Source organism: Peribacillus frigoritolerans (assembly GCF_030676415.1).
Lineage (GTDB): Bacteria > Bacillota > Bacilli > Bacillales > DSM-1321 > Peribacillus > Peribacillus frigoritolerans_A.
Window position 1 is genome coordinate 51,806 of sequence record NZ_JAUUTW010000003.1, and the last position, 23,240, is coordinate 75,045.

A 23,240-nucleotide genomic window follows, 5' to 3' on the forward strand; every position below is an offset into this window, starting at 1 on the left:
TCAAAGGTAAAATTACATACACATTTTAACAAACTATCGGAAAAAAATATATGCAGAATCCTAAATAAAAAAACAGGGGCCAATGTGGTCACCTGTTTTTTTTGAAGAAGGTCGGTTTCTTCTTCTTTTTTGCACGCTTATAGATAATGAAGAATAGTAAGAAGAGGAGTGCGAGTGCAGCTAGCGTATATTGGTTCATTTCAACAGATAGCAGTCCATAGGGAATCATTGATAGGAAGAAAAAGTATATTAGGTTGCCAAGTGCCGTCGCTACTAAAAAATCCCTGAAAGTGACGGTGCTGACTCCAGCTGCCAAGTTAATTAAGCTTGTTGGGATAAGCGGGAATATCCTGCCTGTAAAAACGTACATGAAGCCATGCTCCACAACAGTTTCTTGCCATCTTTTTCCAATCTTCTTTAAGAGAAGCTCCTGAAACCAGTTTCTTGCTGCATAAAAAATGAATCCTGAAGCAACAACACTTGTAAACCAACTCCATAGATAGCCATATATGAATCCGAATATCGTGACATTGATAGTCAGGAGCAAAATTAAGGGGATGATTGTAAAAGAATTTTGTACAAACATCAATACGAATGTCACAATAAATGTAAGCAAAAGGTTTTCCTTCAATATGCCAATAACAGAATCTAGATCACTTTTCCAAACCAAAGTGAACAACTCTGCATTAAAGTAAATAAATATTGCGATTACCAGTAGACCGATTATGGTCAGGACTTTTTTCAAAGGGCCACCACCATTCTTACTATTAGTTTATCATTTTCGAGTTCATTGGTGAAAAAAAGAGCTGCCGCAACATGCAGACAGCTCCTTTCCATTATAGTGGGTTAATGGCGCGAAGATTCCTTTAAAGCCACTTTTCAAACTGAATTCTTTTGTTCATTCCATAAATGATTGGCGCGCCAATCAGGAGGACAACGAACTCACCGACAGCCGTGGTCATCCAGCTTAGCCAGAATGGCAATCCAAAGGCAAGGTTCAGTTCAATTGCAATTAAAAACATTGTGAACGTGAAAAAGATAATCGTGGCGATCATCCGTCCTTTAATGCTTTTTATGAAACGAGAAACAAAAATGACAAGCAATAAGGCGAGCAGAGATTGCCCCACCCCAAAAATCAAATCATATGGCACCATCGGCGAAAAGAGCAGATTCGATATGAAGACTCCGCCAACGATACCGTAGATATACTTTTTATTGAATACAATCAGATGATTCAACATTTCCGGTACACGAAATTGGAACATCTCAAAAGCTATTGGTTTAAACACCAATGAGACCGCCACATACAAGGCAGCCAATAACCCGTTTATCACGAGTGTACGAACATTCATTTTACTCTCTCCCTAGTTTTTTATCGTGGGATGGTTACGAACCACGTTTAGCCGTTATCCGATGGTTTATAGTATCCTATGTAAGCTTGTTTCGTCAATTTGTAAAGAATGGTTTTACTTTATGAGTTTCCTAGCAGGAGTATTAGCCCAATAGGATTTTGATTTATTGCAATGAAGGATGATATTATTTCAATATGTACTTCAAAGGAGTGAATATAATATGTCGATCGAGAGTGTCAAAAGCCATTTTAAACAATGGAAATGGGAAGGCGACGTAATGGAGTTCGAAACATCGAGTGCTACGGTGATTGAGGCAGCGGAAACCATCGGTGTTATCCCAGCGCGGATTGCTAAGACTCTCTCCTTTAAGGGGGAAGGTGAACACGCGATTTTGGTTGTTGCCGCAGGGGACGCGAAAGTGGATAATAAGAAATTTCGTCAGACGTTCGGTTTCAAGGCAAGAATGCTTTCACCTGAAGAAGTTCTTGCACAGACCGGCCATGCAATCGGAGGAGTTTGCCCGTTTGGTCTGGCAAACGATTTAGCTGTTTTTCTTGATGTATCGATGAAGCGCTTTGAGTCATTGTTCCCGGCATGCGGCAGTGCGAACTCTGCAATAGAACTTAGACTTGCTGAATTGTTTGAATATTCAGGTGCGACGGATTGGGTGGATGTTTGTAAGGGTTGGGAAGAAAAGGGCAATGAGGAAACGGCGGTAGTCAATGCAGTTGATGACTTTTGATTAATGGTGCCAAAAAGATTCACATGAACGCGATTGAGTCCACTTGGGTGGACTTTATTTGTGGGGACCGCATGCATTTTATCGGTCTATGATTAAAGCGGAAAATCGAGCAGAAAGTGTTCCTGAGCGGAGGTTGAAAGATGTTAAATGGAAGCCAAAGAAAAAGTAATAGCAGCTATCTTAGTCTTAAAACTCTATATGAAGAAAATATAACGGTTAAGAGCATTGCCCAGGAACTTGAGTTTTGCCATAAAAACGATCTGGCGGTGGATATCCAGAATGAATTGGAAAAAAAGAATTTTGATATATTGGCCGTGCAAGATCAAGGGGAAATCATCGGGTATATCGAAAGGGGAGAATTAGGTGAAGGGAGCATTTCTGAATATTTAAGAAACTTTTCACCAAGGGAAATGGTTTCGGATTCAACCCCTTTGATCCAGCTTCTCCATATTTTCAAGAATAAAACAAGGGTGTTCGTATTAGAGAATAATTCAATTAAAAAGTTGATTACCCATGCCGACCTTCAAAAGCCTCCGATCAGGATGCTGATATTCGGATATATTACCTTATTGGAAATGAGGATGAGTGATATCATCCTTGATAGATTCGGCGATGGCAACTGGTATCCAATGATCAGCGAAGACCGTTTAGAAAAGGCAACCGAATTATATAAGAGGAGAATCGATAAAAATGAGGATATCAATATAATAGAGTGCCTGCAAATCAGTGATAAATTCGATATCATCCATAAAGATAAAGAATTGAGGTGCTTCTTCCAAATCCCTTCGAAAAGTAAAGGGAAGAAGGATGCGAATGCCATCCGGAAATTACGGGATAAGATTTCCCATGCTAATGAACTGGGTCTGGACATGTCATGGATGGAAATCATCGAGGTTGTCGAGTCCTGTGGCCGACTGCTCGAAATCTCTGAATCCTATCAGTATGAAAAATAGGGATCCGGCTAATCATGCTGGTTCTTTTTAGCGTATCCAGACAGAAAAAAACTGCCCATATCAGGCAGTCTCCCCGAAAAATCAAAACTCCGGTAGTTGATCCAGGTTATTTTCCTTTATCCCATCGGGTTCACTCCGCAATATGTCACGTCCATATTTATGAAAAACGTCAACATTGGCCAGGTTGCCTGCTTTGGCTTCCGAAAGGGCTGTGGGGTAGTCGAGTTCGCGGCCGGAGTTCGTCTTGATGGCGATGATATTGTCCTCTTCATTTTTCCTTACGGCGATGATTTCTTCTTTTCCTGCTGAATCAGGTTGGTTTGCTTGCGGTGTTCCCTGGTGTTTATATGATTCATAGGCTTTTTCAAATTGGTCCATGTTTTAGACACCTCCTAATTATAGGGTGAGCTATTTTTTCTGCAATATACAAACCGGATTTCGTCCAACTTGGGCCGTTAATTCGTCCAAATGGGCCGATTTTTCGGCACTTTTTTTAAGTGAATGCTGTTGCCTTGGCCTTTTTGCAGTGGCATGGCACTTGCATCTTGTGTGTAGGTAGCAAGAAATAATATCCACTAGATTAAGGGAGGAATATGAATCATGAATGTAAAACAAGGGGCTAGCACTGTAAATGCAAAACAACAGGTCAAGACAATGAAAGCAGCGGTCGTCAATGAATTTAACCAAAAACTTGAGATTAAAGAAGTACCCATCCCAGAATTGGAATATGGTGAGATATTAGTGAAAATTAAAGCCTGTGGCGTGTGTCATACCGATTTACATGCGGTACATGGTGATTGGCCGGTAAAGCCTAAGCTTCCGCTTATCCCCGGACATGAGGGTGTGGGCATTATAGAAAAGGTGGCAGAAGGCGTAACTTCCTTGAAAGTGGGTGACCGTGTTGGGATCCCCTGGCTTTATTCGGCCTGTGGCGATTGTGAATATTGTCTGACTGGAAGGGAAACGCTTTGCTTGGATCAATTGAATGCAGGCTATTCCGTGGACGGTGGGTATGCGGAATATTGTAAAGCACCTGCCAAATATGTGGTGAAGGTTCCAGAAGGGCTTGACTTTGCGGAGATTTCACCGATTTTCTGTGCAGGTGTAACGACTTATAAAGCGCTTAAGGTGTCAGAAGCAAAACCTGGTGATTGGGTAGCGATTTATGGAATTGGCGGTTTGGGCCATGTTGCCCTGCAATACGCGAAAGCGATGGGCTTTAATGTCATTGCTGTAGATATTCAAGATGATAAGCTTGATTTGGCAACGGAACTGGGGGCGGATTACACGGTTAATGGGCTTAAGACTGATCCTGTACAGGCCATAAAGGATAAAGTTGGCGGTGTGCAGGCATCCATTTCTGTAGCGGTTACGAAAAAAGCATTCGAACAGGCTTACAGTTCAGTCAAGAGGGGCGGGACACTTGTCGTAGTGGGGTTGCCGAATGATGAACTTCCAATCCCGATTTTTGATACAGTGTTAAATGGGGTAACTGTAAAAGGGTCAATCGTCGGGACGAGAAAAGATTTACAGGAAGCTGTTCAATTTGCGGCTGAAGGTAAAGTCAGAACGAATATAGAGACGAGGAAACTTGATGAAATCAATGATGTGTTTTCAATGATGGAAAGGGGAGAAATCAACGGACGCATCGTATTGACTCTAGAATAGTAACAGAGGAGGATGCCCTGGAACGGGGCATCCTCCTATTAATTATGTCTGGTTCTTCTCATTTAATATATAGCGTAATTTCCTTATGGATATCTGCAAGCGTTTGGCTGCTTCATTCCGGTTGCCGTAGGTTTTTTGCAGTGCCTGCATGACGAGCTCCTTTCCAATTGTGGATTGAAGCTGTTTGATTTCCGTCAGGATTTCTTCAAGCATCAGTTCATCCTTCTCATTAAAGTCAGCCACCAGCCTTTTTCGCCACTCTTCAAGAAGGTTTTCAGTTGACTGAATCTCTTTAAGGGACACATTTTTGTCAGGGGTGATCTGGTTGTTAGATAAAGAGATATCATTGGCGGTTATTACCGATTTATGGTCTGCGAGAGTTAGTGTGCGCATGACCACATTAGATAGTTCGCGTATGTTGCCTGGCCAGTTGTATTGCTGTAATTTTTCAATGGCTTCTTTGGAAAAAGAGATATCTCCATGACCATTTCTCTCAATCAAGTGACGGACAAGCAAGGGAATGTCCTCTTTTCGGTTCCTCAATGGCGGGATATCCAGAGTCACGACGTTAAGTCGGTAAAATAGGTCTTCCCGGAATTTATTTTTGTCCACAGCCTGCTGCAGATTTTCATTGGAGGCTGCCACTAACCGGGCGTTCGTCCGTAATGTCCCGCTGCTGCCAACCCGCATGAATTCCCGCGTTTCCAAAACTCGAAGCAATTTGACTTGAATGGCGGGACTCGCATCCGCAATTTCATCAAGGAAAAGCGTACCGTTCCCTGCAATTTCGAAAAAACCCTTTCGGAGCTGGGTCGCTCCTGTGAAAGCTCCCTTTTCATGACCGAATAATTCGCTTTCAAGCAGGGATTCAGAGATTGCTCCACAATTTATGCCGATAAAAGGTTCATGGTTTCGGGGGCTGGCTATGTGGATGAAGCGTGAAAGCACTTCTTTACCGCTTCCTGTTTCTCCTTCGATTAATACATTGACTGATTTTTGGGCCACCTTGAAAGCCATTTCAATCAAATTCTTCATGAAAGGACTTTCACCGACTATGAGTCCAGAATCCTCGGCTAGCTTATGGATGAAATGCTGATTCAAAGCTTCATTTTCATTCAATAGGTTGTCAATCTGCCTTTCCAGTACTTCAATATCCACAAAAGGTTTTTCCATATAATCACTTGCGCCAAGTTTCATTGCATCAACAGCGGTCTTGACGGTGCTATATCCAGTCATGATCAGTACCTTGCAACGCGGCTGTAGTTGTTTTAGATGCTGCAGGAGGGAAAGGCCATCACAATCCGGAAGCTTCAAGTCTATCATTGCGACATCAAAACGCAGCTGATTCCAATCGATCTCATGAAACTCCCTCCCGCTATTCACAACTTGTACGAGGTAACCTTTCATCGTAAAAAGGCGGGATAGAAAAGTCCCAACCTCTTTCTCATCATCTACCACAAGTAAATGAACCACCTTATCATCCCCTTTCCTCTTCTGCTTGTAAGGGAAGCCTCAGGAAAAAAGTGCTTCCTTGTCCTGGTGTGCTCAAAACGTCGATCTTCCCACCATGGTCTTTGGCGATGCCAAGGCTTACAGACAGCCCCAAACCTGTACCTTTTTCACGGTCTTTAGTCGTATGAAAGGGATGGAATATGAAGGGCAGGCGTTCTTTTTCAATCCCCGTTCCGTTATCAGTCACCTGAACCACCATGAAATTGTTTTCTGAATAGGTAGTGATCGCAATCGATTTTTCCGTTTGGGCGGACTCATCCAATGCGTCCTTGGCATTCAATAGCAAGTTGATGATGATCTGTTCTATCTGCGGCTGGCTGCCCTTTATGAAAGGAAGGTCCTCCTGAAGGGTAAGATGGAGGGAGATTTGCTTCTTTCCAAGTTGGAACTTCAAAAGGTTCAGAACCTGGTGAATGACCTCGTTAATAGAGTAATAGTGGAATCTATACTCATCCTGCCTTGAAAAGGTAAGCAGGCTTTTCACTATTTGCCTGCATCGGTCTCCGCAAATCTTAATATCGTCTAATAGCATATGATCCGGATTGTCCTGTGGAGTTTTCCGTAATAAAATTTGCGAGTTACCAAGAATGGCCGTTAATGGGCTATTCAATTCATGCGCAATCCCAGCTGCCATTTCACCAATCGCCCCAAGTTTACCGGCATGTAATAGCTGGACTTCCATCTGTCTTCTTTCGGTGACATTTTTATAATAAGCAATGACCCCATATACTTGATGCTCCTTATTCTGAATCGGGTATGCATGCATTTCCAAGATGGTATCATGCTGAAGGAGAATTTCCTGAAACCCTGGCTTATTAAATGAAAAGGTATCTTGAATCAGAGATTGGGATTTTTCAATTAATGAAGGCAGGTCGGAAAAGTCCCTGGCTGAATCATTGGATTGATAGACTGTTCCTTTGTGATCAAAGACGATGATCATATCTTCAACTGCCTTGAATGTATCCTCCCACTCCTGTTTGGAATGAAGAACTTCCTTATAAAGCTGGGCATTCTCCAAAGTTAACGCAAGCTGATTGGATAGTTGCTCAAGAAATTCGAGTTCATCTTCATGCCATGTTTTCTTTTTCTTCCTGCCAAAAGTCCAAATTCCGATTTTTTTACTTTTTCCGTATAAAGGGACTAATAGAAGTGATTCGATCTCAAGGGATAATAGACGTTCCTTTTCCGGGAAGTCCGGTAACCGTTTAACTTCCACCTGAATGGGCTGTTTTTCTTTCAAGGCGGACGAGAAATCCTGAAAAGGGTGTAACAAGTTTTTGGGATTCATTTCAAGTTCGCAGTGACCATTAGGGCAGATGTGAAGCAGGGCAGGTTCTTCCTCATACAATATGACAAAATGACTGTCATCGAAGGAAATGAGCTGCTTAAGTTTTGCAATAACATTTCGGAGAATCTCTTGGATGTCGATGTCCATATTCATATTTTTAGTGATGTCATTCATGATTTCAAGCTGCATATTCTTCTTCTTCAGCTGATCCACGGTTTTCTTAAGTTCCGTGTAATACGTTTTCTTTGAAGATTTAACACCTGTCATTAAATCTATCATTTCAAGTTTGTTCATGCTTTTCACCTCTTATAGGGCTGTAAGAAGCAGCTGATTTATCTGTTCTAATGACATATCACGAGGATTTGTGATCATGCAGGCATCCTCAAGAGCGGTCATCCCAATGGGATCTATCATTTCTTTCGTAATGCCGACATCACTTAAACACTTGGGAGCCCCTATATCCTGGGATAATTCCCTTACGAAGTGAATGGCTGCCATTCCTGCTTGCTGCTCCGTCAATGCCCGTGTATCGATGCCCATGATGTCGGCAATCTCGCTGAATCGCCTTGGTGAGGCAATTCGATTGAAATCCATGACATGGGGAAGGAGTATCGCATTGATTTCACCATGCGGAAGGAGGTACTTGCCGCCTATGGCATGTGAAATGGCATGGGCAGCTCCCAAAATGGCATTGGAAAAAGCCAGTCCAGCCTGCAGGCTCGCCATCGCCATCGCTTTTTTTGCTTCCTCATTATGCCTGGATGCAACAGAGGGGCGTAAGTGTCGGGATACGATGGAAAGCGCGTTTTTAGCTTGTACATCTGTCAAAGGTGTCGCAGCGATTGAAACATAGGATTCAATGGCGTGGGTTAAAACATCCATTCCCGTAGCTGCGGTCAAATCCGGTCCCAATGTGGTTAAGGTACCGGGGTCGACTATTGCAATATCGGGGACGAGTGATTTTGAAATGATCGTCATTTTTTTCTCGCGGAATGAATCGACAATCACCGAAAACTGAGATACTTCCGAACCCGATCCTGCAGTGGTCATGATCATCACCATGGGCGGGAGGGGAGAGTGGACTTTATCAACACCTTCATAATCACTGATGATACCGCCATTCGTTACTAAAAGGGCTACCCCTTTGGCGACATCCAAAGCACTGCCTCCACCCAAACCGATGATGGCATCACATTCTTGTTCTTTAAATGCCAAACAGCCGGCTTCGATCTCCCTGTCCTTCGGATTGGTCGTCATTTCAATGAAGGTAGCAAAGGCAAGGCCTGCATCCTGGCAGGATTTAATGACTTTATCCAGCCAGCCAGCATTGGCCACCCCGGAGTCGCTGACTATCAGTGCCTTTTTGGCACCCAGCCGCAAGCAGGCCTCGCCAGCTTGTTCAATCGAACCTTTTCCAAAAATCACTTCCGGCATCACGAATTTAGTTATCGACATTTTTACGCCTTCTCCCTGTAAAAATTCTATCTCTTCTGTATTATTTTCCCGAAAAAGAGCGAAAATCCTGTTTAGATTCCAGGGATTTTTATATAATATGACAAAATATCGGATGGTATAGAACTTTTAGTGCAGGTCAAACCTCCTGTTAATTTCTTTAATTTGTAAATTTGTTACTTTAGACATGTGTTAATTGGGATAAACCTACCTAGTTAGTATTCTCTATAGATTGTAAAATTATGGTGAAAACTATTAAACTGGGAGGCAATTTATGAAAAAACAATTTCTATCGGTTAGCTTAATCGCGGCATTGACACTCGGGACAGCCGGGGCAACCACCGCTTTAGCAGCGCCACACTCATCTCCGGTGCTATCTGCGCCATCCTCGGACAAGCAAGTCATTAAAAGAATCGATGCCGATAAAATCTACAAGAATATTGAATACCTCTCACAAACACCTCGGGTGGCCGGTACGGATTCTGAGTATAATGCCGTCCAATTCATCAAAAAGCAATTCAAATCTTATGGCTATAAAGCCGATATCGAAGAGTTCAATTTTTTATCTTATACAGACCCAAATCTTGTCGAACTGTCCGTTGCCGGATTTGATGGGGAAATCCAAGCGAACCATTTAACCTATTCAGTTAATGGGAATTTATCCGGTGAAGTGGTATATGCCGGTTTAGGAACGAAAGAAGAGCTAGAGGAGACCGACGTTGCTGGGAAGATTGCCCTTATACAAAGAGGCAGCCTCACTTTTGCAGAAAAAGTATTGAATGCAGCAGAAAAAGGGGCAGCGGGTGTCATCCTGTTCAATAATGCCGATGGGGAATTAAACGGGACACTTGGAGAGGATAATGATAAGTATATTCCATCTGTCACGATAACCAAAAAGGACGGAGAAGCCCTTCTGGAAAAATTGAATGCTGGAGCTAAATTGACAGCATCATTAAAAATTGAAGGAGCCTATTCCGGAGAAAAGACGTCTTATAATGTAGTGGCAACGAAAAAAGCAACAAAGAACAATAAAGCAAAAAAGAGCGATATCATTTATATTACTGGACATCATGATTCCGTCGCAGGAGCACCCGGAGCGAATGATGATGCATCAGGAACATCCGTCACCCTTGAACTTGCTCGTGTTCTGAAGAATCTTCCTACAGATACGGAAATTCGCTTCGTCACCTTTGGGGCAGAGGAAAATGGATTGCTAGGTTCACAGCATTATGTGACCAACCTCTCTGATGATGATGATATCAAGCGGACCATTGCCAACTTCAATCTCGATATGGTGGGAAGCAAGGATGCCGGAGATTTGGTCATTTTGACTAATGATGGAGAAATGAACCTTGTAACCGAGCTGGCCCAGGCATCAAGTACAAGACTTAATGGGGAGCCGACTCCATATGGACAAGGCGGGAGAAGTGACCATGTATCCTTTGCTGAGGCTGGGATTCCCGCCGCTTTATTCATCCACAGTCCATCGGAACCTTGGTATCACACTCCTGATGATACCATTGATAAAATCTCAAAAGAAAAGCTTCAGGATGTTGCTGAAATTGTCGGCACCGCTGTCTATGACCAAGCTAAAATCGAAGCTAAAAAACCTGATCCAACTCATAAAAAAGGGAAAAAGGTAAAAGTTCCGCATTTATTTGAAAAGGAATTCAGATAATGCAGTAAAATGAGTATGGAAGTAAGAGAGTGCAGACTGCACTCTCTTTTTATGTTTAAAAATGGAAAACGAGGGGTAAAAAGTCTAATCTGAAATTGGTGGGCGTGGGATGAATTCCCTAAATACCTAGCATAAATAGCTTATTTATCCCTATTTAACTCTAAGACTATAATCCTTATAATAAAAATTATGAAAAATATGACAGTCTACATAATGAGAATAGTAGGTTTGAGGTGATTTTTTAAGTGTATGCAAATTCATTGAGTGAAATTCACTCTGCCCTCTCCAGTAAAATGTCCGATGTGAATGAAAAAATCAATCGCTTGGAGCAGGCAAAAAGACAAATCAAAGAAGAACAGAATGCTTGTCTTGGGGAAATCGCTAAAATTAAAAATCCGGATTTGGCAAAAAGCTGGACGGGAAACCGGGCAGAAGACTTTCAAGATGCCCGCAGTGATGCATACAAGGCAATGTCAACGATCATTCATGATGATTATGACGACTATCAAGAGAAAATCGACGGTAAAATCACACTGCTTAATATAGAGAAAAAGGCTCTGAGTGCAGCAGGTACGATAGCACATGAAGCGGATGTTCTTTTAGGCAAAGGGGAAGCCGTCATAGATCAATTGGAAAGCAAAATATCATATTTAAAAGGGTGGTTGTTTTAATGACGACAATCAAACTGAATCATCCTGCCGTAACGAAGCAAGTCGATCAAGTGAAGACGGCACTTGGTACAGTCACGCTTGGAAATTTGCCGGCAGGCGAGCTTGGCAACAATAAATTGGAATTCACCTCGAAATGGATCGATCGCGAAACGAATCTGGAGAAGGTCTTTGAGCAATATATCAAAATCGTCCAGAAAAATGTGGAAGATACCCGTGCCAACATTGACTTATTAAAAGAACAGGATGAAGCCATCGCCCATACGTCTTCACATGGGTATCAGCGATGAAGATATATGAAGCCGAGACATTGACGGCCGCAACCAAGTCGCGCGCCAAGCAATATGAAGAACTAAAGAAGGAAGTCACAGCCCTGAAAAAGGAATTTCAGGGCATCGTCGGCCTGGATGACGAGTTCCAGGGAGCCGGTGCTACCGCCATCAAAAGCTTCTATGAAGCACAAATCGAGGTGGCGGACGCCTGGATGGAACTATTCACGACCCAGATCAGTTTTTTGGAAGGCATACCGGCCAGTCTGGAAGAAGCGGACCTCTCCGGAAATACGGTGGTCGAGGTCCCCTTTTTAGATGGGGAAGTCTCAAACGGCATCAACCAAGCGAAGTCGCTTGTCGATCAACAAGCGAACGACCTTCAAAGGATCCTGAACAGCATTGACGATATCCTGCCTCTTGATATGTTCGACCAAAAGGACTTTAATGAAAAAATCACGCTGGCCGGGCACAGGCTGGATGACACCGTGACAAAGGTCGAGAATGTCGACCGGCAACTGGTCGAGGAATATGATGTGTCCATCGGGCAGGAAAACGTGGCCGTTGGCCTCTTCCGTGCCTTGCTTGATGCCACCAAGCAGGACGGCAACATTTCGCCGATGACATTCAACCAATCGGCATTCAAGAGCAGTGACGTCTATCAAGTAAAGGATGAAGTCGCCGGTCAGATGAAAGACTATCAAACCTTCAAAAAGGAACAAGCAGAAGCCCGGAAAATCGAACAGGAAATGAAAGAACTCGAAGATCGTCCATGGTACGAAAAAGCCTGGGATACGACAAAAACCTTTACAGGGGAATTCACGGGATATTATGATTCAATCAGGGCCTCAACCGGAGTCGATCCAGTAACGGGCCGCAAGCTGTCCGATGCCGAACGAATCGCCGCCGGCGCCATGGCCGCCGCTGGATTCATCCCCGTCGTCGGCTGGGCCGGACGGGCCATCAAAGGCGGCAGCGCCATCTACAAAACGGCCAAAGGACTCAATGCAGCGAACCACGCGCTCGATGCCTATAAAACGACAAAAGGCTTTAGCCTCCTCCAGAAAACCGAATACGGGATATACGGGCTCCTCGCAGCCAACGGCCTCGGTGAAGCGGCCACAGGCAAAGACATGTTCGGCAACCAGCTAACCGAGGAACAGCGCCAGAACGGGCTGTTAATGGCACTTGGAATCGGCGGTGTGGCAGGTGCGGCTAGGTATGTGGATCATTTACAGGCTAAGAATGCACTCTATCAAACTACTGACTTATTAAAGGAAAATAAAGTAGTAAGAAAATATGCTAAGGAAATAGCGAAACATCCAAATCCTAAACCTGTTGAAGACGTATTAAAGTATGTAATTAGGAAACAAAATTCTATAGGAACTAAGGTAATGCTCGATGGAGAAGTTGTTGAAAAAGTTTTAAAGGAAGTTAAGCCGAATATCACGATAAGAGAACTGGAAAATTTAAAATGGAGTGTAATAGAGGAAGCTACTTTAAAAAATAAGACCAATCTTCAACCTTCACAGAGAGCAAGGTTATGGCAAGGTTCTCATCCTTACTTTGGTATAGATACATATGAGGATATTATTTTGAAAAAAGGCACAATCTTATTTGCTGGATATCCAAGACCAACTGGTTATTGTTTTACAAAAGAGGTTTTAGACAGTGTAGACGGAGATTCAAAAAAATTATTTCAAGGTGTTCAAGTTAATCCTAGAGAATTTGATGATGGAACGGGAGATTATAAATTTCAGGTCATTAAATTCGAATTAATGGATGATTTACCATCAGCTAGAGGTATGACAGATGCGAATCCTCAATTAGGATCAGGCGGTTTAGAGCAAATATTCACACCGGATTTTGAAGATTTACTTAGGGAAGGAAAAGTAAATCCTGTACTGGACGATGTAACTAAACAAAAATTAAGAGGAAATGGAATAGAATTTAATCCAACATTGTTACAACAAAAAGATGAAAGTGGTAAGTACATATACGAAACTATCAGTAAGACTTTTGTAGAGATAGCAGAGGATCCAAATGTTATCAAATTGAAAAATTATAAATTAACTGAAGAAGAATTGTTAAAGATCAAACAAGCTGTAAAATTATTAGAAGAAAGTGGAGGGGGGATTAAGTGATGAGTAATCTTAAAAAGGGAGAGTTAGAAATAGATGGTGTTTTTATTTTTCCTAACTGTAAATTAGTTGATATAAAAACAAAAGAATCTTCAAGTAAGTTTAAAGCTATAACCCTCGATAGTCATAATGAATCTTTAAGGTTTTTAAAAGCACCTAAATTAGGTAGTAAATATTTTAATGTCCGATTATCATTTAAAAATAATTTAATATGGGGGATTGATCTGAAAGTAAATGATCCATCCATTAACCAATGGGACTATGAAGAAAAACTATCTCAGCATGGCGAATGGCTTACAGAGCAAATTGGGTATCCTGAGGGAATATTGTCTGAAAATGTATTTGAATGGGGTAAGATTACTCAATGGTATGATCCAAGATCCAGTGATGCAGGAATAAGCATACTTTATTTCCAAAGGTAAAATGAAACGAAATGAATATGAAAATAAAATAAAAGAGTTAGGTGTAGATTTACAAGAACTCAATATCGTTATTGGAAGAAAAACTAATGTACCATTTTCAACAGGTTGTTACTTTGAAGATGGAAATTGGATATTGTATGATGTGGATGAAAGACAAAATTCTTCAATTATCGAAAAGGGTAACGAGGATCGAATTTTCAAATTTTATATATGATAACGATTGGGAAAATAGGAAAGTAGAATTATTGGAGATAAACCAGTTGATTTGAAAACCAGACTACTTAACCAAACCACCAAAACCATTGCAAGCTTGGTAACAGAGTTAAGATTATCGAAAATGAAAACCGTATTTTGCTAGAATAAAATGAAACCTTGAGTGGCTAAAGCCATTCGAGGTTTTTTGATGAAATTGACAGTGTAATTTTTGTATGAAAACTATGATAGTAAGCAGGTAGTTTGGGAATACGAAATGATTTTAAAAATATAGGTGAAGAAATCGGTAAAAAAGAAATCCCTAAACGGATAAGTAAGGAGGAATTGCAGAAGGTTTTGGGTCACCAGGAGGTGGAATACAATATGAACTTCCTTTACCTGTAGAATGCTTGAGGGGTTAGGGATGTTAAAAGAAATTAAGTAACCAATTCAAAAAGATATTTTTCTATTTATTTAAATTAAAGGAGAATAAACAAATGACACAACAGGAAGCAAAAGAAATAATCGAGCAAGAGAAATTAAAAAGATACAATTGGTTTAATGAACATCCACAAAGAGAAAATGAGGTAGGAATTAGAGTTGATGGTGATCAATGGATAGTATATGTAACTGATGAAAGGGCTAGTGTGGTTACAGGTTCTATTACAAAATTCAATAATGAAAGTGATGCTTTAGAAAACTTTATAAAAAGATTAAGATTAGAAAAAATATTGTTTTAGTCTCATATAATAGGTAATTATGTGTTTAAAATGAGGTTACCCAGTGCCGAATAAACCATCTTTCAAACCTAAAACACATAACCCAAGGAACCCGTATTTTTTTTAAAATTGTTTTACCGCACCTTCAAATGCTTAAAAGTTCGATATTGTATATTGTATGATGTGGTCTGATTACAAAAATTCCTAATTATCAAAAGGGCTTTATGTCGAGTTTTTACTTAGACTTTATTATAATAATTCTCCTGAAGATGCAATAAGACAAACAAAAAAACTTTTTGATGAGAATTTTGTTAAAGATCATATATACCAAAAAGAGCTGAAATCCTATTCAAGAATTTTTGAGGAAGATTTCTTTTCATTACCACAAGAAGAAATTCAGTCAGATGGTTATGTCGTTCATACGTTGTAAGCAGCCATTTGGTGCTTAGGAAATTCAGATTCGTTTAGCGATGTGGTTTTAAAAGCAGTGAATCTAGGGGATGATACAGATACAGTAGGTGCCATTACAGGGACAATGGCAGGTATGTACTATAAAATGGTCGACATCCCTAAAGAATGGCTTGAGAAAATCACAAGAAAAGAAGATATTGATGAATTAATCAAGCAATTCCATAGTTTTTGTGCAGATAAAGCAATTAAAGAAGAGTATGGGGATTGATGTAAATCACCCATATAAATATAACCCCCCCCTATAAAAATCCTTTATAGGGGTTTTTTATGTCGAGATTCCAGTTTATGCTATGTTAAACGAGAAGCGAAGCAGTTTATTTTTGATGATGGAAAATTAAATAATGAGTGGGAAAATGATAAGAAAGGTGAGTATACGATCTATAATGGGAAAGAGTATAGATTCATATAATCTGATTCAGTGGAAGCTACTGAATTAATTAGTAATGATAAAAATGAAATGGACAATGGCTTTACTTATTACAAAAATAATATGTACACGAAAATAGTAGGTGTAAATGAAGTTAAAGAATTATATTCTATTAATCCCTATGCTGTATATAAGGGAGAGATGTTTCCAGCATCTGAAGAAAGAAAAACTGGAAAAGTATTGTTGGATACAACAAACACTGAACTTGCTAAAAAGATGGGGTTTGAATGAACAGATAAATATATGTACTCCAAATCTGTGGAATGGGATGAAGTGGAGATAATCGAGGAGAGGAAACCTTATTCATTAGATTAATTCCCTCATTTCAAACACGATTAATATTTATCGCACTATACCCTCTAATGAGCTTTGGAACTGTTTTGTTAAGGGTCTTCTTTATAGGCGAGTAGATAGGAAGATGAAATGGATAAGAAAAAGCAGTTAATCGATCAAATAAAAGTTGTGATAAATAATCTTGAAAATGATTATTATAATGAAATTACAAGGGGCGTGTTACAACTAATATATATAAGATATAAGAACGCATTGGATGTAATGGAGAATAATGAAGATATAAGAGAATTAAATATTATTGGTGGAGTAAGGGCCTATATGGATAGTTATAATGACTATCAAAAACTGTTATTAGGAGAATTACATAAAGCCGAAAAATTAAATAAAGAATTATTGAATACTTGATAAAGTTTGAAAATGGAGGAACCTATGATAAGAAAAGGAAAGTATGCAATGCATAATGGTAGCGAGTATAGTTTTAGTCTACTGGAAGATAAGTCTATAAGGTTAATAAGTAATAAATATGCTGATCTATCTCAAGGTTTCAAGCATTTAGATGAAAATATTTATATAAAAAATGTTTCTGTAGAAGAGGTAGATTTATTTAAGATAAATTCAAAGGCAATATATAAGGGTGAGGTGTTTCCAGCATCTGAAGAAAGAAGAACTGGAAAAGTATTGTTGGATACAACAAACACTGAGCTTGCTAAAAAGATGGGGTTTGAACGGACAGATAAATATATGTACTCCAAATCTGTTGAATGGGATGAAGTGGAGATAATCGAGGAGAGGAAACCCTATACATTAGATTAATTTCCTGATTTAAAGCGCCTACATAAAGTAAAAGCGATTATTTCTTCAAAAAGTGGGTATTAAGAATTAAGCGGTCTTTCATTTAATATCTAGCACTAAGTTTTCTTTATGTTGAATAAGGAGAATTTGGTGGGAGGTGATTAAATGAGGAAAGCCTATGGTATAAAAAGTTTGATGATTTACTTTGAATCGGTAAATTATCCAATTAAAGAAGAGGAAATCAATGATCTAATTTTGAATAAAAAGATCCCCCATCTCAGACCCATCGATAATTTGCTGATTTTTAATTTGGATCATATTGATGGCTGGCTTAGTGATCAGCAATCCAACCCTTAGTTAATTGAAGCCTTGCTGTAAGTGGAGCCTTGATTTATATGTGTACCTGTAATCTAAGTCTATTGATAAAAAGGAAAAGCTAGCCGAGGTGTTTCATGAAAACCTTGGCTGGCTTTTTGTTTATCTCTTCATTTTCAGAAAAACGAATCAGCACCAGTTGATTTGGTAACGACTGTATACTGCCGTTATGCCTGGATTATAATAGCCTAAGCAGAGCCTGTACCCCTGTTAGGATAAGCCCTATGATAAAACCACAGACCGCTCCATTCACGCGAATCCATTGCAAGTCTTTTCCTACACCGTTTTCCATCATATCAATCAGCGTTTCATTGTCTAACTTATCTAAGTTTTCTTGTACAAGATTGCCGATTTGCGTATGATTTTTTTCAATGAGAACAGTAATTTGTTTCTGTATCCATTGATCGATGCGGTTGCTATTTTCCTTAATATTGTCCAGTATATGATGAATCATTGGAGTCAGGTAAGCATCCATGAAATGTTCATCTTCGACGAAATCCAATGCTTCTTGTTGAATTTGTTTTAGGCTTCCCTCTATTGTCGCCTCAGGCTCCCATTTTGTCAGAAGTTGTTTTTTCCATTTTTCAACTCCTTCTAACAGTTCCCGGTTATGGTTAATGCCTTGTATCTCTTTCCTGATATATAAGATTAAAGCCTCTCTATTTGGTTCTTTCTCGTTTTGTAAATTATTTACGACACTTAATAGCAGGTTTTGTATGATATTCCCAAGTTTCTCTTCGTTAAGTAGACTTTGAATCGATTTAACGGCGAACTGAAGCATACCTTCCAGTTCAATCTTGCTGAGTACATCCATGGAAACAGTGCCAAGTCGGTGACTGGTTTCTTTTTTCCCTAACCAATCTTCCGCTTTTTTCAAAACATGATCCAAAGCCTTCTTATCAAACTCTTCGTTAAGTAACTCTGAACTTACTAAATGAAGAATCTTGCTCATGTCTATGCTAGAAAGTGATGCTTTAATTTTTTTTGCAACGAAAGGTGTAATCTTTTCTATATCTATATAACCAATCATTTGCTTGATTAGTTTAATCAGGACTTTTCTAAAAGTATCACTTTGAATCTCTTTTCCTAAAATAGGGATCAATTTTTCAGTAAAAGGAATATGTTTTACTTTGTCCTGAATACTTTCCTTAGAAAGCCAGTCGTTTTTTAACATCGAAACAAGTGCATTTGTCATTCTTTTACGATTGTTGGGCAAAAGCGCTGTATGGGGGATTGGTAATCCAAGCGGATGGCGGAATAATGCAGTGACTGCAAACCAATCTGCCAATCCGCCGACTAAACCAGCCTCAAACCCTCCATGTAATAAATCTAGCGGCAATGAACCTTGAAATGGAGTGGTTGCAATATAACCCGCCCCCATGATAATTAGTGAATATCTAGCTATTTTTCTTGACGATTTTATTTTTGGTGACATTATATTCTCTCATCCTTAAAAAGAAATTCAATTACTATTAACGTATCATCCATATGTTTAATGTCTTACTTTTATCTAGTAGTAGTATAGCAGGTAGTTCAAAAAAATACTCCCAACAAAGGCAGTAAGTTCATTTATATGAGAATGGGAAAATCACTTATTAAGGAATGACACTTTATAAAGCATTTCAATATGAATCGAAATTATTGGAAAACTAATTTATATGGAACCGGAAAATTAGTAGTTGTTGTTTTACGGGTTTAATTATTGCTATTGTATGTTTAGCCAGGGCAATAAAAGAAGTGGAGATGTGGTTTCTTTGATACATATATTAATTGCGGATGATGATCGGCATATTCGGGAATTGCTTAAATTTCATTTGGAAAAGGAAGGGTACATGGTATCGGAAGCGAAGGATGGTAATGAAGCTTCCTTATTACTGGAGAAGGAACGGGTCCATCTGGCTGTTGTCGATATTATGATGCCGTTTAAAAACGGACTGGATCTTTGTAAGGAAATCCGGGATGAATATGATCTGCCCGTCATTTTATTGACAGCTAAAGATCAACTTATCGATAAGGAAAAGGGGTACTTTGCAGGGACGGATGATTACCTCGTAAAGCCATTTGAGCCAAGGGAGCTTCTATTTCGGATAAAAGCACTATTGCGAAGGTACCGTATGGTGAATTCTGAATCCATCTCATTGAATCAAACGGTCATTGACCGTAAAAGTTACGAAGTGCGAATAAAGGGGAATACGCTGCTCCTGCCGCTTAAGGAATTTGAGCTGCTGGCCCAGCTGGGGAGTTTTCCTGATCAGGTCTTTACGCGTGAGCAGCTTATTGAATTGGTGTGGGGTGCTGATTTTGCAGGGGATGATCGAACGGTTGATGTCCATATTAAACGGTTGAGGGAACGTTTTGCCGGGCGGACCGATGACTTTGTTATAACGACTGTCCGTGGCTTAGGTTATAAACTGGAGGTCAACAAGAAGTGAAAACACTCTATTTCAGGATAGTTATTCAAACCATTTTGATCATGGTGCTTGCCAGTGTCATCGCTTTTTTAATTTCCAATGTTTATTATCATCAGGTTCAAAAACCCAACAATGGTGAGAAGATAAGCCAAGTCGCAAGTGAGATTGTCTCCTTATATGAGGAGAATCCTGATCAGGATATTGATGCGTATTTAAATCATATTGCAGGTTTGCACTATCAAATGTATCTATTTAATGAGCAGGGTGAAGGAACTTTATATGGTGAGCCGTTTCGGGAAACGAGTTTGGATCGCGACACGATTTCCGGGGTTTTGAATGGAAATACCTATCAAGGGATCGCCAATTATAATAATGGGTTATTTATTACCGGTTTTTTTGAAGATGTTTTAATTAATAGCATTGGGGTCCCGATGGACGTGAATGGCGAAAAACATGCATTGTTTGTAAGGCCGAATATAGAGCTGCAGTTTGGTGAATTTCGCTTTTTCCTTGCAGTTTTGCTCGTACTGACGCTACTTCTCAGTTTTTTATTTGTAATCATTAATACGCGTTTCATCGTTAAGCCGATTACGAAATTAACGGAAGCTACAAAAAGAATCGCCGATGGGGATTATAGTAGTGAATTGAATGTCACCCGAAGCGATGAAATAGGGGACTTGGCACAGCATTTCTCGAAAATGACTCAAAGCATACAGAGGTTAGATGATATGAGGCAGGAGTTCGTATCGAATGTATCCCACGAGATTCAATCTCCGCTTGCATCCATCCAAGGTTTTTCTCAAACCCTCCAATCGGAGGAATTAACAAAAGAACAAAGAAATCAGTACTTGTCCATCATTGAAAAAGAAAGCAGGCGCATGTCGTCGTTAAGCAAACAGCTGCTCATGCTTGCTTCGTTGGATAAAGAAGAAGATCCGCTGCAACGGTCAAATTTTGATTTAGCGCAGCAAATCCGGCAAGTGTTGTTCATGCTGGAATGGAATTGGCGGGAAAAAGATATGGTGATCGAAATGGATTTGCCGTCAACCGTCATTTCTGCAGATGAGAAACTTTTAAATCAAGTTTGGACGAATTTGATAACCAATAGCATTAAATACTCGGAAAGCGGCAGTTCAATCAATATTCGGATTAAAAGTATAGGCAGTACTGTTGAAGTGATGATCGCGGATACGGGCATGGGAATTCCAGTAGAAGACCTCCCTTATATCTTTGATCGCTTTTATAAAGTCGACAAAGTGAGGAACAGGAGTGAAGCAGGCAGCGGATTAGGGCTATCGATTACGAAGAAGACGGTTGAACTTCATGGGGGAACCATCGAAGTTCAAAGCGAACTCGGTAAAGGGACCACTTTTTATATACGGCTGCCCCTTATGTAATCAGTTGTTCATCTTCCATTCATATTGATTGTTTACAATCGGGTCATACCGATTCAGGTAGGACTTGATTGGTAAACAAAAGGAATGGGAGATGAAATGATGTTTTTGGCATTACGTGAACTAAAGCATTCAAAGTTACGTTATCTGCTGATTGGACTGATCATGGTATTGGTCGCTTTGCTTGTCTTTATCATTTCAGGATTAGCTAATGGACTATCTTCAGATAATGCTTCATCCATACAAAACATGAAGGCTGACTATTTCGTTATGGAGCATGAGTCTAAAAATAAATTGAATCGATCCATCCTATCCATGGAAAAGCTAGATGAAATCCGGGCCTCGCCGGATGTTAAAGCAGCCGAAGGTCTGGGACAAATGATGATCACATTGAATAAAACCGGCACATCGGATAAAACGGATGTCACCATTTTTGCGACCGATGCCAGTGGTATTTTAGCACCGAAGGTCATAGAAGGAACGAACTATGACAATAAGAAACAAGGTGAAGTCGTTGCAGATCGTTCTTTAAAAGAAGTGGGTTATAAATTAGGTGATTCACTTAAAGATGACCTATCAGGTAAGGTTTTCACCATTGTTGGATTTACTGAAAAGCAATCTTACAGCCATTCACCGGTAGTTTACATGAATGTTAAGGGGTGGCAGGAGATTAATCCTGCATTGAAAAATCAAGAGAAAGATTCAATCAGCACAATAGCCGTGCAAATGGATTCGAAGGCAGAAGAAAATGTACGTGAATCATTGCCTGAAGGCGTAACGCTCATTTCGAAAGAAGTCTCACTTCAGAGTATACCAGGGTTCAAAGAGGAACAGGGTACATTGTCGATGATGATTGCCTTCCTGTTTGTCATAGCAGCTTTCGTTTTGGCTGTATTCTTTTATGTGATTACCTTGCAGAAGACGAATCAATTTGGAGTCCTTAAAGCACTAGGAGCCAATACGGGCTACCTGGCAAAAAGTATCGTTGGTCAAGTAATCCTGCTTGCCGTGACATGCATAGCCATCAGTGTTGCACTGACATATGGCGTCACTTTAATCATGCCAGAAGGAATACCATTTGAATTGAGTGCGGATTTGGTCATTAAATATTCCGTGTTACTTTTGGTTGTATCCGTATTGGGTTCGCTGCTATCACTATACCGAGTGGCGAAGATAGACGCGATCGAAGCAATAGGGAGGGTATCATGATGGGGGATAAACTATTATTTGAAAACGTCAGTAAGATTTATGGGGAAGGCGATAATAAAGTGACTGCCATTGACAATATTTCCCTGAATGTGGGAGCGGGGGAATTCGTCGCCATCGTGGGTCCTTCAGGCTCAGGAAAAAGTACTTTTCTTTCAATAGCAGGTGCGTTACTATCTCCGAGCAAAGGTCGCTTACTGCTGAATGATGAGGATATTACAACACTATCCCCAAAGGAATTGACTCAAGTGCGCCTTGAAAAGATCGGGTTTGTATTCCAATCGTCGAATCTTGTGCCATATCTCACCGTACGAGATCAGCTTCTGCTACTTTCTGAACTGACTGGCAAGCGAGATAAAAAAACTGTGAAAAAAGCGGACGAATTGCTTAGCCACCTTGGACTTGGACATCGGGCAGATCACCTGCCAGAAGCACTGTCGGGCGGTGAGCGGCAGCGTGTAGCCATCGCTCGTTCGCTGATGAATGACCCAGAAATCATTTTAGCGGATGAACCAACCGCAAGTCTTGATTCCAAAAGAGGCAGGGATGTTGTTGAAATGCTTGCACATGAGGTGAAATCAAGAAATAAAGCGGCCATCATGGTAACGCACGATGAAAGAATGTTAGATTTATGTGATCGAGTGGTCAATATTACAGATGGCAAGGTATTTGAATGAGTTATACGTAAATGGCCGCCGCCTCTCCAAAGGAATTAGGAGAGGCGGCGGCCTGAATCGCTTGAATGGGAACCTAGTTAATCGACAGTAAAACAGCTAATACTAGTCGTTACTTTATATTAACGGCCTGTAAATAT

At 40.3% G+C, this 23,240-nt stretch carries 26 protein-coding genes and 1 riboswitch; of the genes, 19 read left to right on the top strand and 7 right to left on the bottom strand.

The window, feature by feature from the left end:
* Nucleotides 1-88 precede the first annotated feature (88 nt).
* Together Q8G36_RS03965 and Q8G36_RS03970 are read right to left on the bottom strand one after the other, a co-directional pair.
* Nucleotides 89-745, bottom strand: a complete 657-nt coding sequence (locus Q8G36_RS03965) for a TVP38/TMEM64 family protein (protein ID WP_305159080.1) — start codon at nucleotides 743-745, stop codon at nucleotides 89-91.
* Nucleotides 746-866: 121 nt separating this feature from the next.
* A complete protein-coding gene (locus Q8G36_RS03970) occupies nucleotides 867-1,352 on the bottom strand; it encodes a QueT transporter family protein (protein WP_063235761.1) in 486 nt (161 codons plus the stop codon).
* Nucleotides 1,353-1,358: 6 nt separating this feature from the next.
* A riboswitch (PreQ1 riboswitch) is annotated at nucleotides 1,359-1,403 on the bottom strand.
* Nucleotides 1,404-1,572: 169 nt separating this feature from the next.
* On the opposite strand from Q8G36_RS03970, the gene Q8G36_RS03975 reads away from it, so the two are divergent.
* Together Q8G36_RS03975 and Q8G36_RS03980 are read left to right on the top strand one after the other, a co-directional pair.
* On the top strand, nucleotides 1,573-2,094 hold the full coding sequence (locus Q8G36_RS03975; protein WP_305159081.1) for a YbaK/EbsC family protein: 522 nt from the start codon (nucleotides 1,573-1,575) through the stop codon (nucleotides 2,092-2,094).
* Nucleotides 2,095-2,234: 140 nt separating this feature from the next.
* Nucleotides 2,235-3,047 carry a hypothetical protein gene (locus tag Q8G36_RS03980; RefSeq protein WP_305159082.1) on the top strand — a complete coding sequence of 271 codons (813 nt, stop codon included), beginning with the start codon at nucleotides 2,235-2,237 and terminating at the stop codon, nucleotides 3,045-3,047.
* A gap of 81 nt (nucleotides 3,048-3,128) precedes the next feature.
* Here the strand turns inward: Q8G36_RS03980 and Q8G36_RS03985 are convergent, their stop codons facing one another.
* Nucleotides 3,129-3,425: a DUF3892 domain-containing protein gene (locus Q8G36_RS03985; RefSeq protein WP_305159083.1), complete on the bottom strand. Its 297-nt coding sequence runs from the start codon at nucleotides 3,423-3,425 to the stop codon at nucleotides 3,129-3,131.
* Between the two features lie 276 nt (nucleotides 3,426-3,701).
* Between Q8G36_RS03985 and adhP the strand changes: the two genes are divergently transcribed.
* Nucleotides 3,702-4,715, top strand: a complete 1,014-nt coding sequence (adhP, locus tag Q8G36_RS03990) for an alcohol dehydrogenase AdhP (RefSeq protein ID WP_305159286.1) — start codon at nucleotides 3,702-3,704, stop codon at nucleotides 4,713-4,715.
* A gap of 42 nt (nucleotides 4,716-4,757) precedes the next feature.
* Here adhP and Q8G36_RS03995 read toward each other — a convergent pair whose 3' ends face one another.
* Genes Q8G36_RS03995 through Q8G36_RS04005 form a run of 3 tightly spaced genes read right to left on the bottom strand, consistent with a single transcriptional unit; the run spans nucleotide 4,758 to nucleotide 8,970 of the window.
* The gene (locus tag Q8G36_RS03995; protein WP_305159084.1) at nucleotides 4,758-6,188 is read right to left on the bottom strand and encodes a sigma-54-dependent transcriptional regulator; all 1,431 of its coding nucleotides are present in this window, start codon (nucleotides 6,186-6,188) and stop codon (nucleotides 4,758-4,760) included.
* Between the two features lie 4 nt (nucleotides 6,189-6,192).
* On the bottom strand, nucleotides 6,193-7,809 hold the full coding sequence (locus tag Q8G36_RS04000) for a sensor histidine kinase (protein ID WP_305159085.1): 1,617 nt from the start codon (nucleotides 7,807-7,809) through the stop codon (nucleotides 6,193-6,195).
* Between the two features lie 12 nt (nucleotides 7,810-7,821).
* On the bottom strand, nucleotides 7,822-8,970 hold the full coding sequence (locus Q8G36_RS04005) for an iron-containing alcohol dehydrogenase (RefSeq protein ID WP_305159086.1): 1,149 nt from the start codon (nucleotides 8,968-8,970) through the stop codon (nucleotides 7,822-7,824).
* 271 nt (nucleotides 8,971-9,241) lie between these two features.
* On the opposite strand from Q8G36_RS04005, the gene Q8G36_RS04010 reads away from it, so the two are divergent.
* The 12 genes from Q8G36_RS04010 to Q8G36_RS04065 all read left to right on the top strand — a co-directional run bounded on the left by Q8G36_RS04010 (nucleotide 9,242) and on the right by Q8G36_RS04065 (nucleotide 17,397).
* Nucleotides 9,242-10,645, top strand: coding sequence for a M28 family peptidase (locus Q8G36_RS04010; RefSeq protein WP_305159087.1), 1,404 nt, complete (start codon nucleotides 9,242-9,244; stop codon nucleotides 10,643-10,645).
* A gap of 245 nt (nucleotides 10,646-10,890) precedes the next feature.
* Nucleotides 10,891-11,316: a YwqH-like family protein gene (locus tag Q8G36_RS04015; protein WP_305159088.1), complete on the top strand. Its 426-nt coding sequence runs from the start codon at nucleotides 10,891-10,893 to the stop codon at nucleotides 11,314-11,316.
* Complete coding sequence (locus Q8G36_RS04020) at nucleotides 11,316-11,603, top strand: YwqI/YxiC family protein (protein WP_034306007.1); 288 nt, start codon at nucleotides 11,316-11,318, stop codon at nucleotides 11,601-11,603. Before Q8G36_RS04015 ends, Q8G36_RS04020 begins: the two co-directional genes overlap by 1 nt.
* Nucleotides 11,600-13,726: a ribonuclease YeeF family protein gene (locus Q8G36_RS04025; RefSeq protein ID WP_305159089.1), complete on the top strand. Its 2,127-nt coding sequence runs from the start codon at nucleotides 11,600-11,602 to the stop codon at nucleotides 13,724-13,726. The genes Q8G36_RS04020 and Q8G36_RS04025 overlap by 4 nt, the downstream gene beginning before the upstream one ends.
* Nucleotides 13,726-14,145 (top strand): hypothetical protein, encoded by a 420-nt coding sequence (locus tag Q8G36_RS04030; RefSeq protein WP_057278525.1) that lies wholly within the window; start codon nucleotides 13,726-13,728, stop codon nucleotides 14,143-14,145. Before Q8G36_RS04025 ends, Q8G36_RS04030 begins: the two co-directional genes overlap by 1 nt.
* A 1-nt stretch (nucleotide 14,146) precedes the next feature.
* Nucleotides 14,147-14,359, top strand: coding sequence for a hypothetical protein (locus Q8G36_RS04035; RefSeq protein ID WP_305159090.1), 213 nt, complete (start codon nucleotides 14,147-14,149; stop codon nucleotides 14,357-14,359).
* A gap of 475 nt (nucleotides 14,360-14,834) precedes the next feature.
* The gene (locus Q8G36_RS04040) at nucleotides 14,835-15,077 is read left to right on the top strand and encodes an Imm59 family immunity protein (RefSeq protein WP_305159091.1); all 243 of its coding nucleotides are present in this window, start codon (nucleotides 14,835-14,837) and stop codon (nucleotides 15,075-15,077) included.
* A 415-nt stretch (nucleotides 15,078-15,492) separates the two neighbouring features.
* Nucleotides 15,493-15,735: an ADP-ribosylglycohydrolase family protein gene (locus Q8G36_RS04045; RefSeq protein ID WP_305159287.1), complete on the top strand. Its 243-nt coding sequence runs from the start codon at nucleotides 15,493-15,495 to the stop codon at nucleotides 15,733-15,735.
* 210 nt (nucleotides 15,736-15,945) lie between these two features.
* Nucleotides 15,946-16,185 (top strand): hypothetical protein, encoded by a 240-nt coding sequence (locus tag Q8G36_RS04050; protein WP_305159092.1) that lies wholly within the window; start codon nucleotides 15,946-15,948, stop codon nucleotides 16,183-16,185.
* Nucleotides 16,186-16,377: 192 nt separating this feature from the next.
* Nucleotides 16,378-16,653, top strand: coding sequence for a hypothetical protein (locus Q8G36_RS04055; RefSeq protein ID WP_305159093.1), 276 nt, complete (start codon nucleotides 16,378-16,380; stop codon nucleotides 16,651-16,653).
* 24 nt (nucleotides 16,654-16,677) lie between these two features.
* The gene (locus Q8G36_RS04060; RefSeq protein WP_305159094.1) at nucleotides 16,678-17,061 is read left to right on the top strand and encodes a hypothetical protein; all 384 of its coding nucleotides are present in this window, start codon (nucleotides 16,678-16,680) and stop codon (nucleotides 17,059-17,061) included.
* 144 nt (nucleotides 17,062-17,205) lie between these two features.
* Nucleotides 17,206-17,397 (top strand): hypothetical protein, encoded by a 192-nt coding sequence (locus Q8G36_RS04065; RefSeq protein WP_305159095.1) that lies wholly within the window; start codon nucleotides 17,206-17,208, stop codon nucleotides 17,395-17,397.
* A gap of 196 nt (nucleotides 17,398-17,593) precedes the next feature.
* Here the strand turns inward: Q8G36_RS04065 and Q8G36_RS04070 are convergent, their stop codons facing one another.
* Entirely contained in the window at nucleotides 17,594-18,850 is a 1,257-nt protein-coding gene (locus Q8G36_RS04070; protein WP_305159096.1) for a DUF445 domain-containing protein, read from the bottom strand.
* Between the two features lie 319 nt (nucleotides 18,851-19,169).
* Here Q8G36_RS04070 and Q8G36_RS04075 point away from each other — a divergent pair, with 319 nt between their 5' ends.
* The 4 genes from Q8G36_RS04075 to Q8G36_RS04090 all read left to right on the top strand — a co-directional run bounded on the left by Q8G36_RS04075 (nucleotide 19,170) and on the right by Q8G36_RS04090 (nucleotide 23,103).
* On the top strand, nucleotides 19,170-19,847 hold the full coding sequence (locus tag Q8G36_RS04075) for a response regulator transcription factor (RefSeq protein ID WP_305159097.1): 678 nt from the start codon (nucleotides 19,170-19,172) through the stop codon (nucleotides 19,845-19,847).
* Nucleotides 19,844-21,223, top strand: a complete 1,380-nt coding sequence (locus tag Q8G36_RS04080) for a sensor histidine kinase (protein ID WP_305159098.1) — start codon at nucleotides 19,844-19,846, stop codon at nucleotides 21,221-21,223. The genes Q8G36_RS04075 and Q8G36_RS04080 overlap by 4 nt, the downstream gene beginning before the upstream one ends.
* Before the next feature lie 99 nt (nucleotides 21,224-21,322).
* Nucleotides 21,323-22,429 carry an ABC transporter permease gene (locus tag Q8G36_RS04085; RefSeq protein ID WP_305159099.1) on the top strand — a complete coding sequence of 369 codons (1,107 nt, stop codon included), beginning with the start codon at nucleotides 21,323-21,325 and terminating at the stop codon, nucleotides 22,427-22,429.
* Complete coding sequence (locus tag Q8G36_RS04090; protein WP_305159100.1) at nucleotides 22,426-23,103, top strand: ABC transporter ATP-binding protein; 678 nt, start codon at nucleotides 22,426-22,428, stop codon at nucleotides 23,101-23,103. Before Q8G36_RS04085 ends, Q8G36_RS04090 begins: the two co-directional genes overlap by 4 nt.
* Nucleotides 23,104-23,240 lie beyond the last annotated feature (137 nt).

Excerpts from the sequence above, each read along its gene's own strand:
- Q8G36_RS03970 (WP_063235761.1), bottom strand. The coding sequence starts at position 1,352 with ATGAATGTTCGTACACTCGTGATAAACGGGTTATTGGCTGCCTTGTAT.
- Q8G36_RS03975 (WP_305159081.1), top strand. The coding sequence starts at position 1,573 with ATGTCGATCGAGAGTGTCAAAAGCCATTTTAAACAATGGAAATGGGAA.
- Q8G36_RS03980 (WP_305159082.1), top strand. The coding sequence starts at position 2,235 with ATGTTAAATGGAAGCCAAAGAAAAAGTAATAGCAGCTATCTTAGTCTT.
- Q8G36_RS03985 (WP_305159083.1), bottom strand. The coding sequence starts at position 3,425 with ATGGACCAATTTGAAAAAGCCTATGAATCATATAAACACCAGGGAACA.
- adhP (WP_305159286.1), top strand. The coding sequence starts at position 3,702 with ATGAAAGCAGCGGTCGTCAATGAATTTAACCAAAAACTTGAGATTAAA.
- Q8G36_RS04000 (WP_305159085.1), bottom strand. The coding sequence starts at position 7,809 with ATGAACAAACTTGAAATGATAGATTTAATGACAGGTGTTAAATCTTCA.
- Q8G36_RS04005 (WP_305159086.1), bottom strand. The coding sequence starts at position 8,970 with ATGTCGATAACTAAATTCGTGATGCCGGAAGTGATTTTTGGAAAAGGT.
- Q8G36_RS04010 (WP_305159087.1), top strand. The coding sequence starts at position 9,242 with ATGAAAAAACAATTTCTATCGGTTAGCTTAATCGCGGCATTGACACTC.
- Q8G36_RS04020 (WP_034306007.1), top strand. The coding sequence starts at position 11,316 with ATGACGACAATCAAACTGAATCATCCTGCCGTAACGAAGCAAGTCGAT.
- Q8G36_RS04025 (WP_305159089.1), top strand. The coding sequence starts at position 11,600 with ATGAAGATATATGAAGCCGAGACATTGACGGCCGCAACCAAGTCGCGC.
- Q8G36_RS04030 (WP_057278525.1), top strand. The coding sequence starts at position 13,726 with ATGAGTAATCTTAAAAAGGGAGAGTTAGAAATAGATGGTGTTTTTATT.
- Q8G36_RS04035 (WP_305159090.1), top strand. The coding sequence starts at position 14,147 with ATGAAACGAAATGAATATGAAAATAAAATAAAAGAGTTAGGTGTAGAT.
- Q8G36_RS04040 (WP_305159091.1), top strand. The coding sequence starts at position 14,835 with ATGACACAACAGGAAGCAAAAGAAATAATCGAGCAAGAGAAATTAAAA.
- Q8G36_RS04055 (WP_305159093.1), top strand. The coding sequence starts at position 16,378 with ATGGATAAGAAAAAGCAGTTAATCGATCAAATAAAAGTTGTGATAAAT.
- Q8G36_RS04060 (WP_305159094.1), top strand. The coding sequence starts at position 16,678 with ATGATAAGAAAAGGAAAGTATGCAATGCATAATGGTAGCGAGTATAGT.
- Q8G36_RS04065 (WP_305159095.1), top strand. The coding sequence starts at position 17,206 with ATGAGGAAAGCCTATGGTATAAAAAGTTTGATGATTTACTTTGAATCG.
- Q8G36_RS04070 (WP_305159096.1), bottom strand. The coding sequence starts at position 18,850 with ATGTCACCAAAAATAAAATCGTCAAGAAAAATAGCTAGATATTCACTA.
- Q8G36_RS04085 (WP_305159099.1), top strand. The coding sequence starts at position 21,323 with ATGTTTTTGGCATTACGTGAACTAAAGCATTCAAAGTTACGTTATCTG.
- Q8G36_RS04090 (WP_305159100.1), top strand. The coding sequence starts at position 22,426 with ATGATGGGGGATAAACTATTATTTGAAAACGTCAGTAAGATTTATGGG.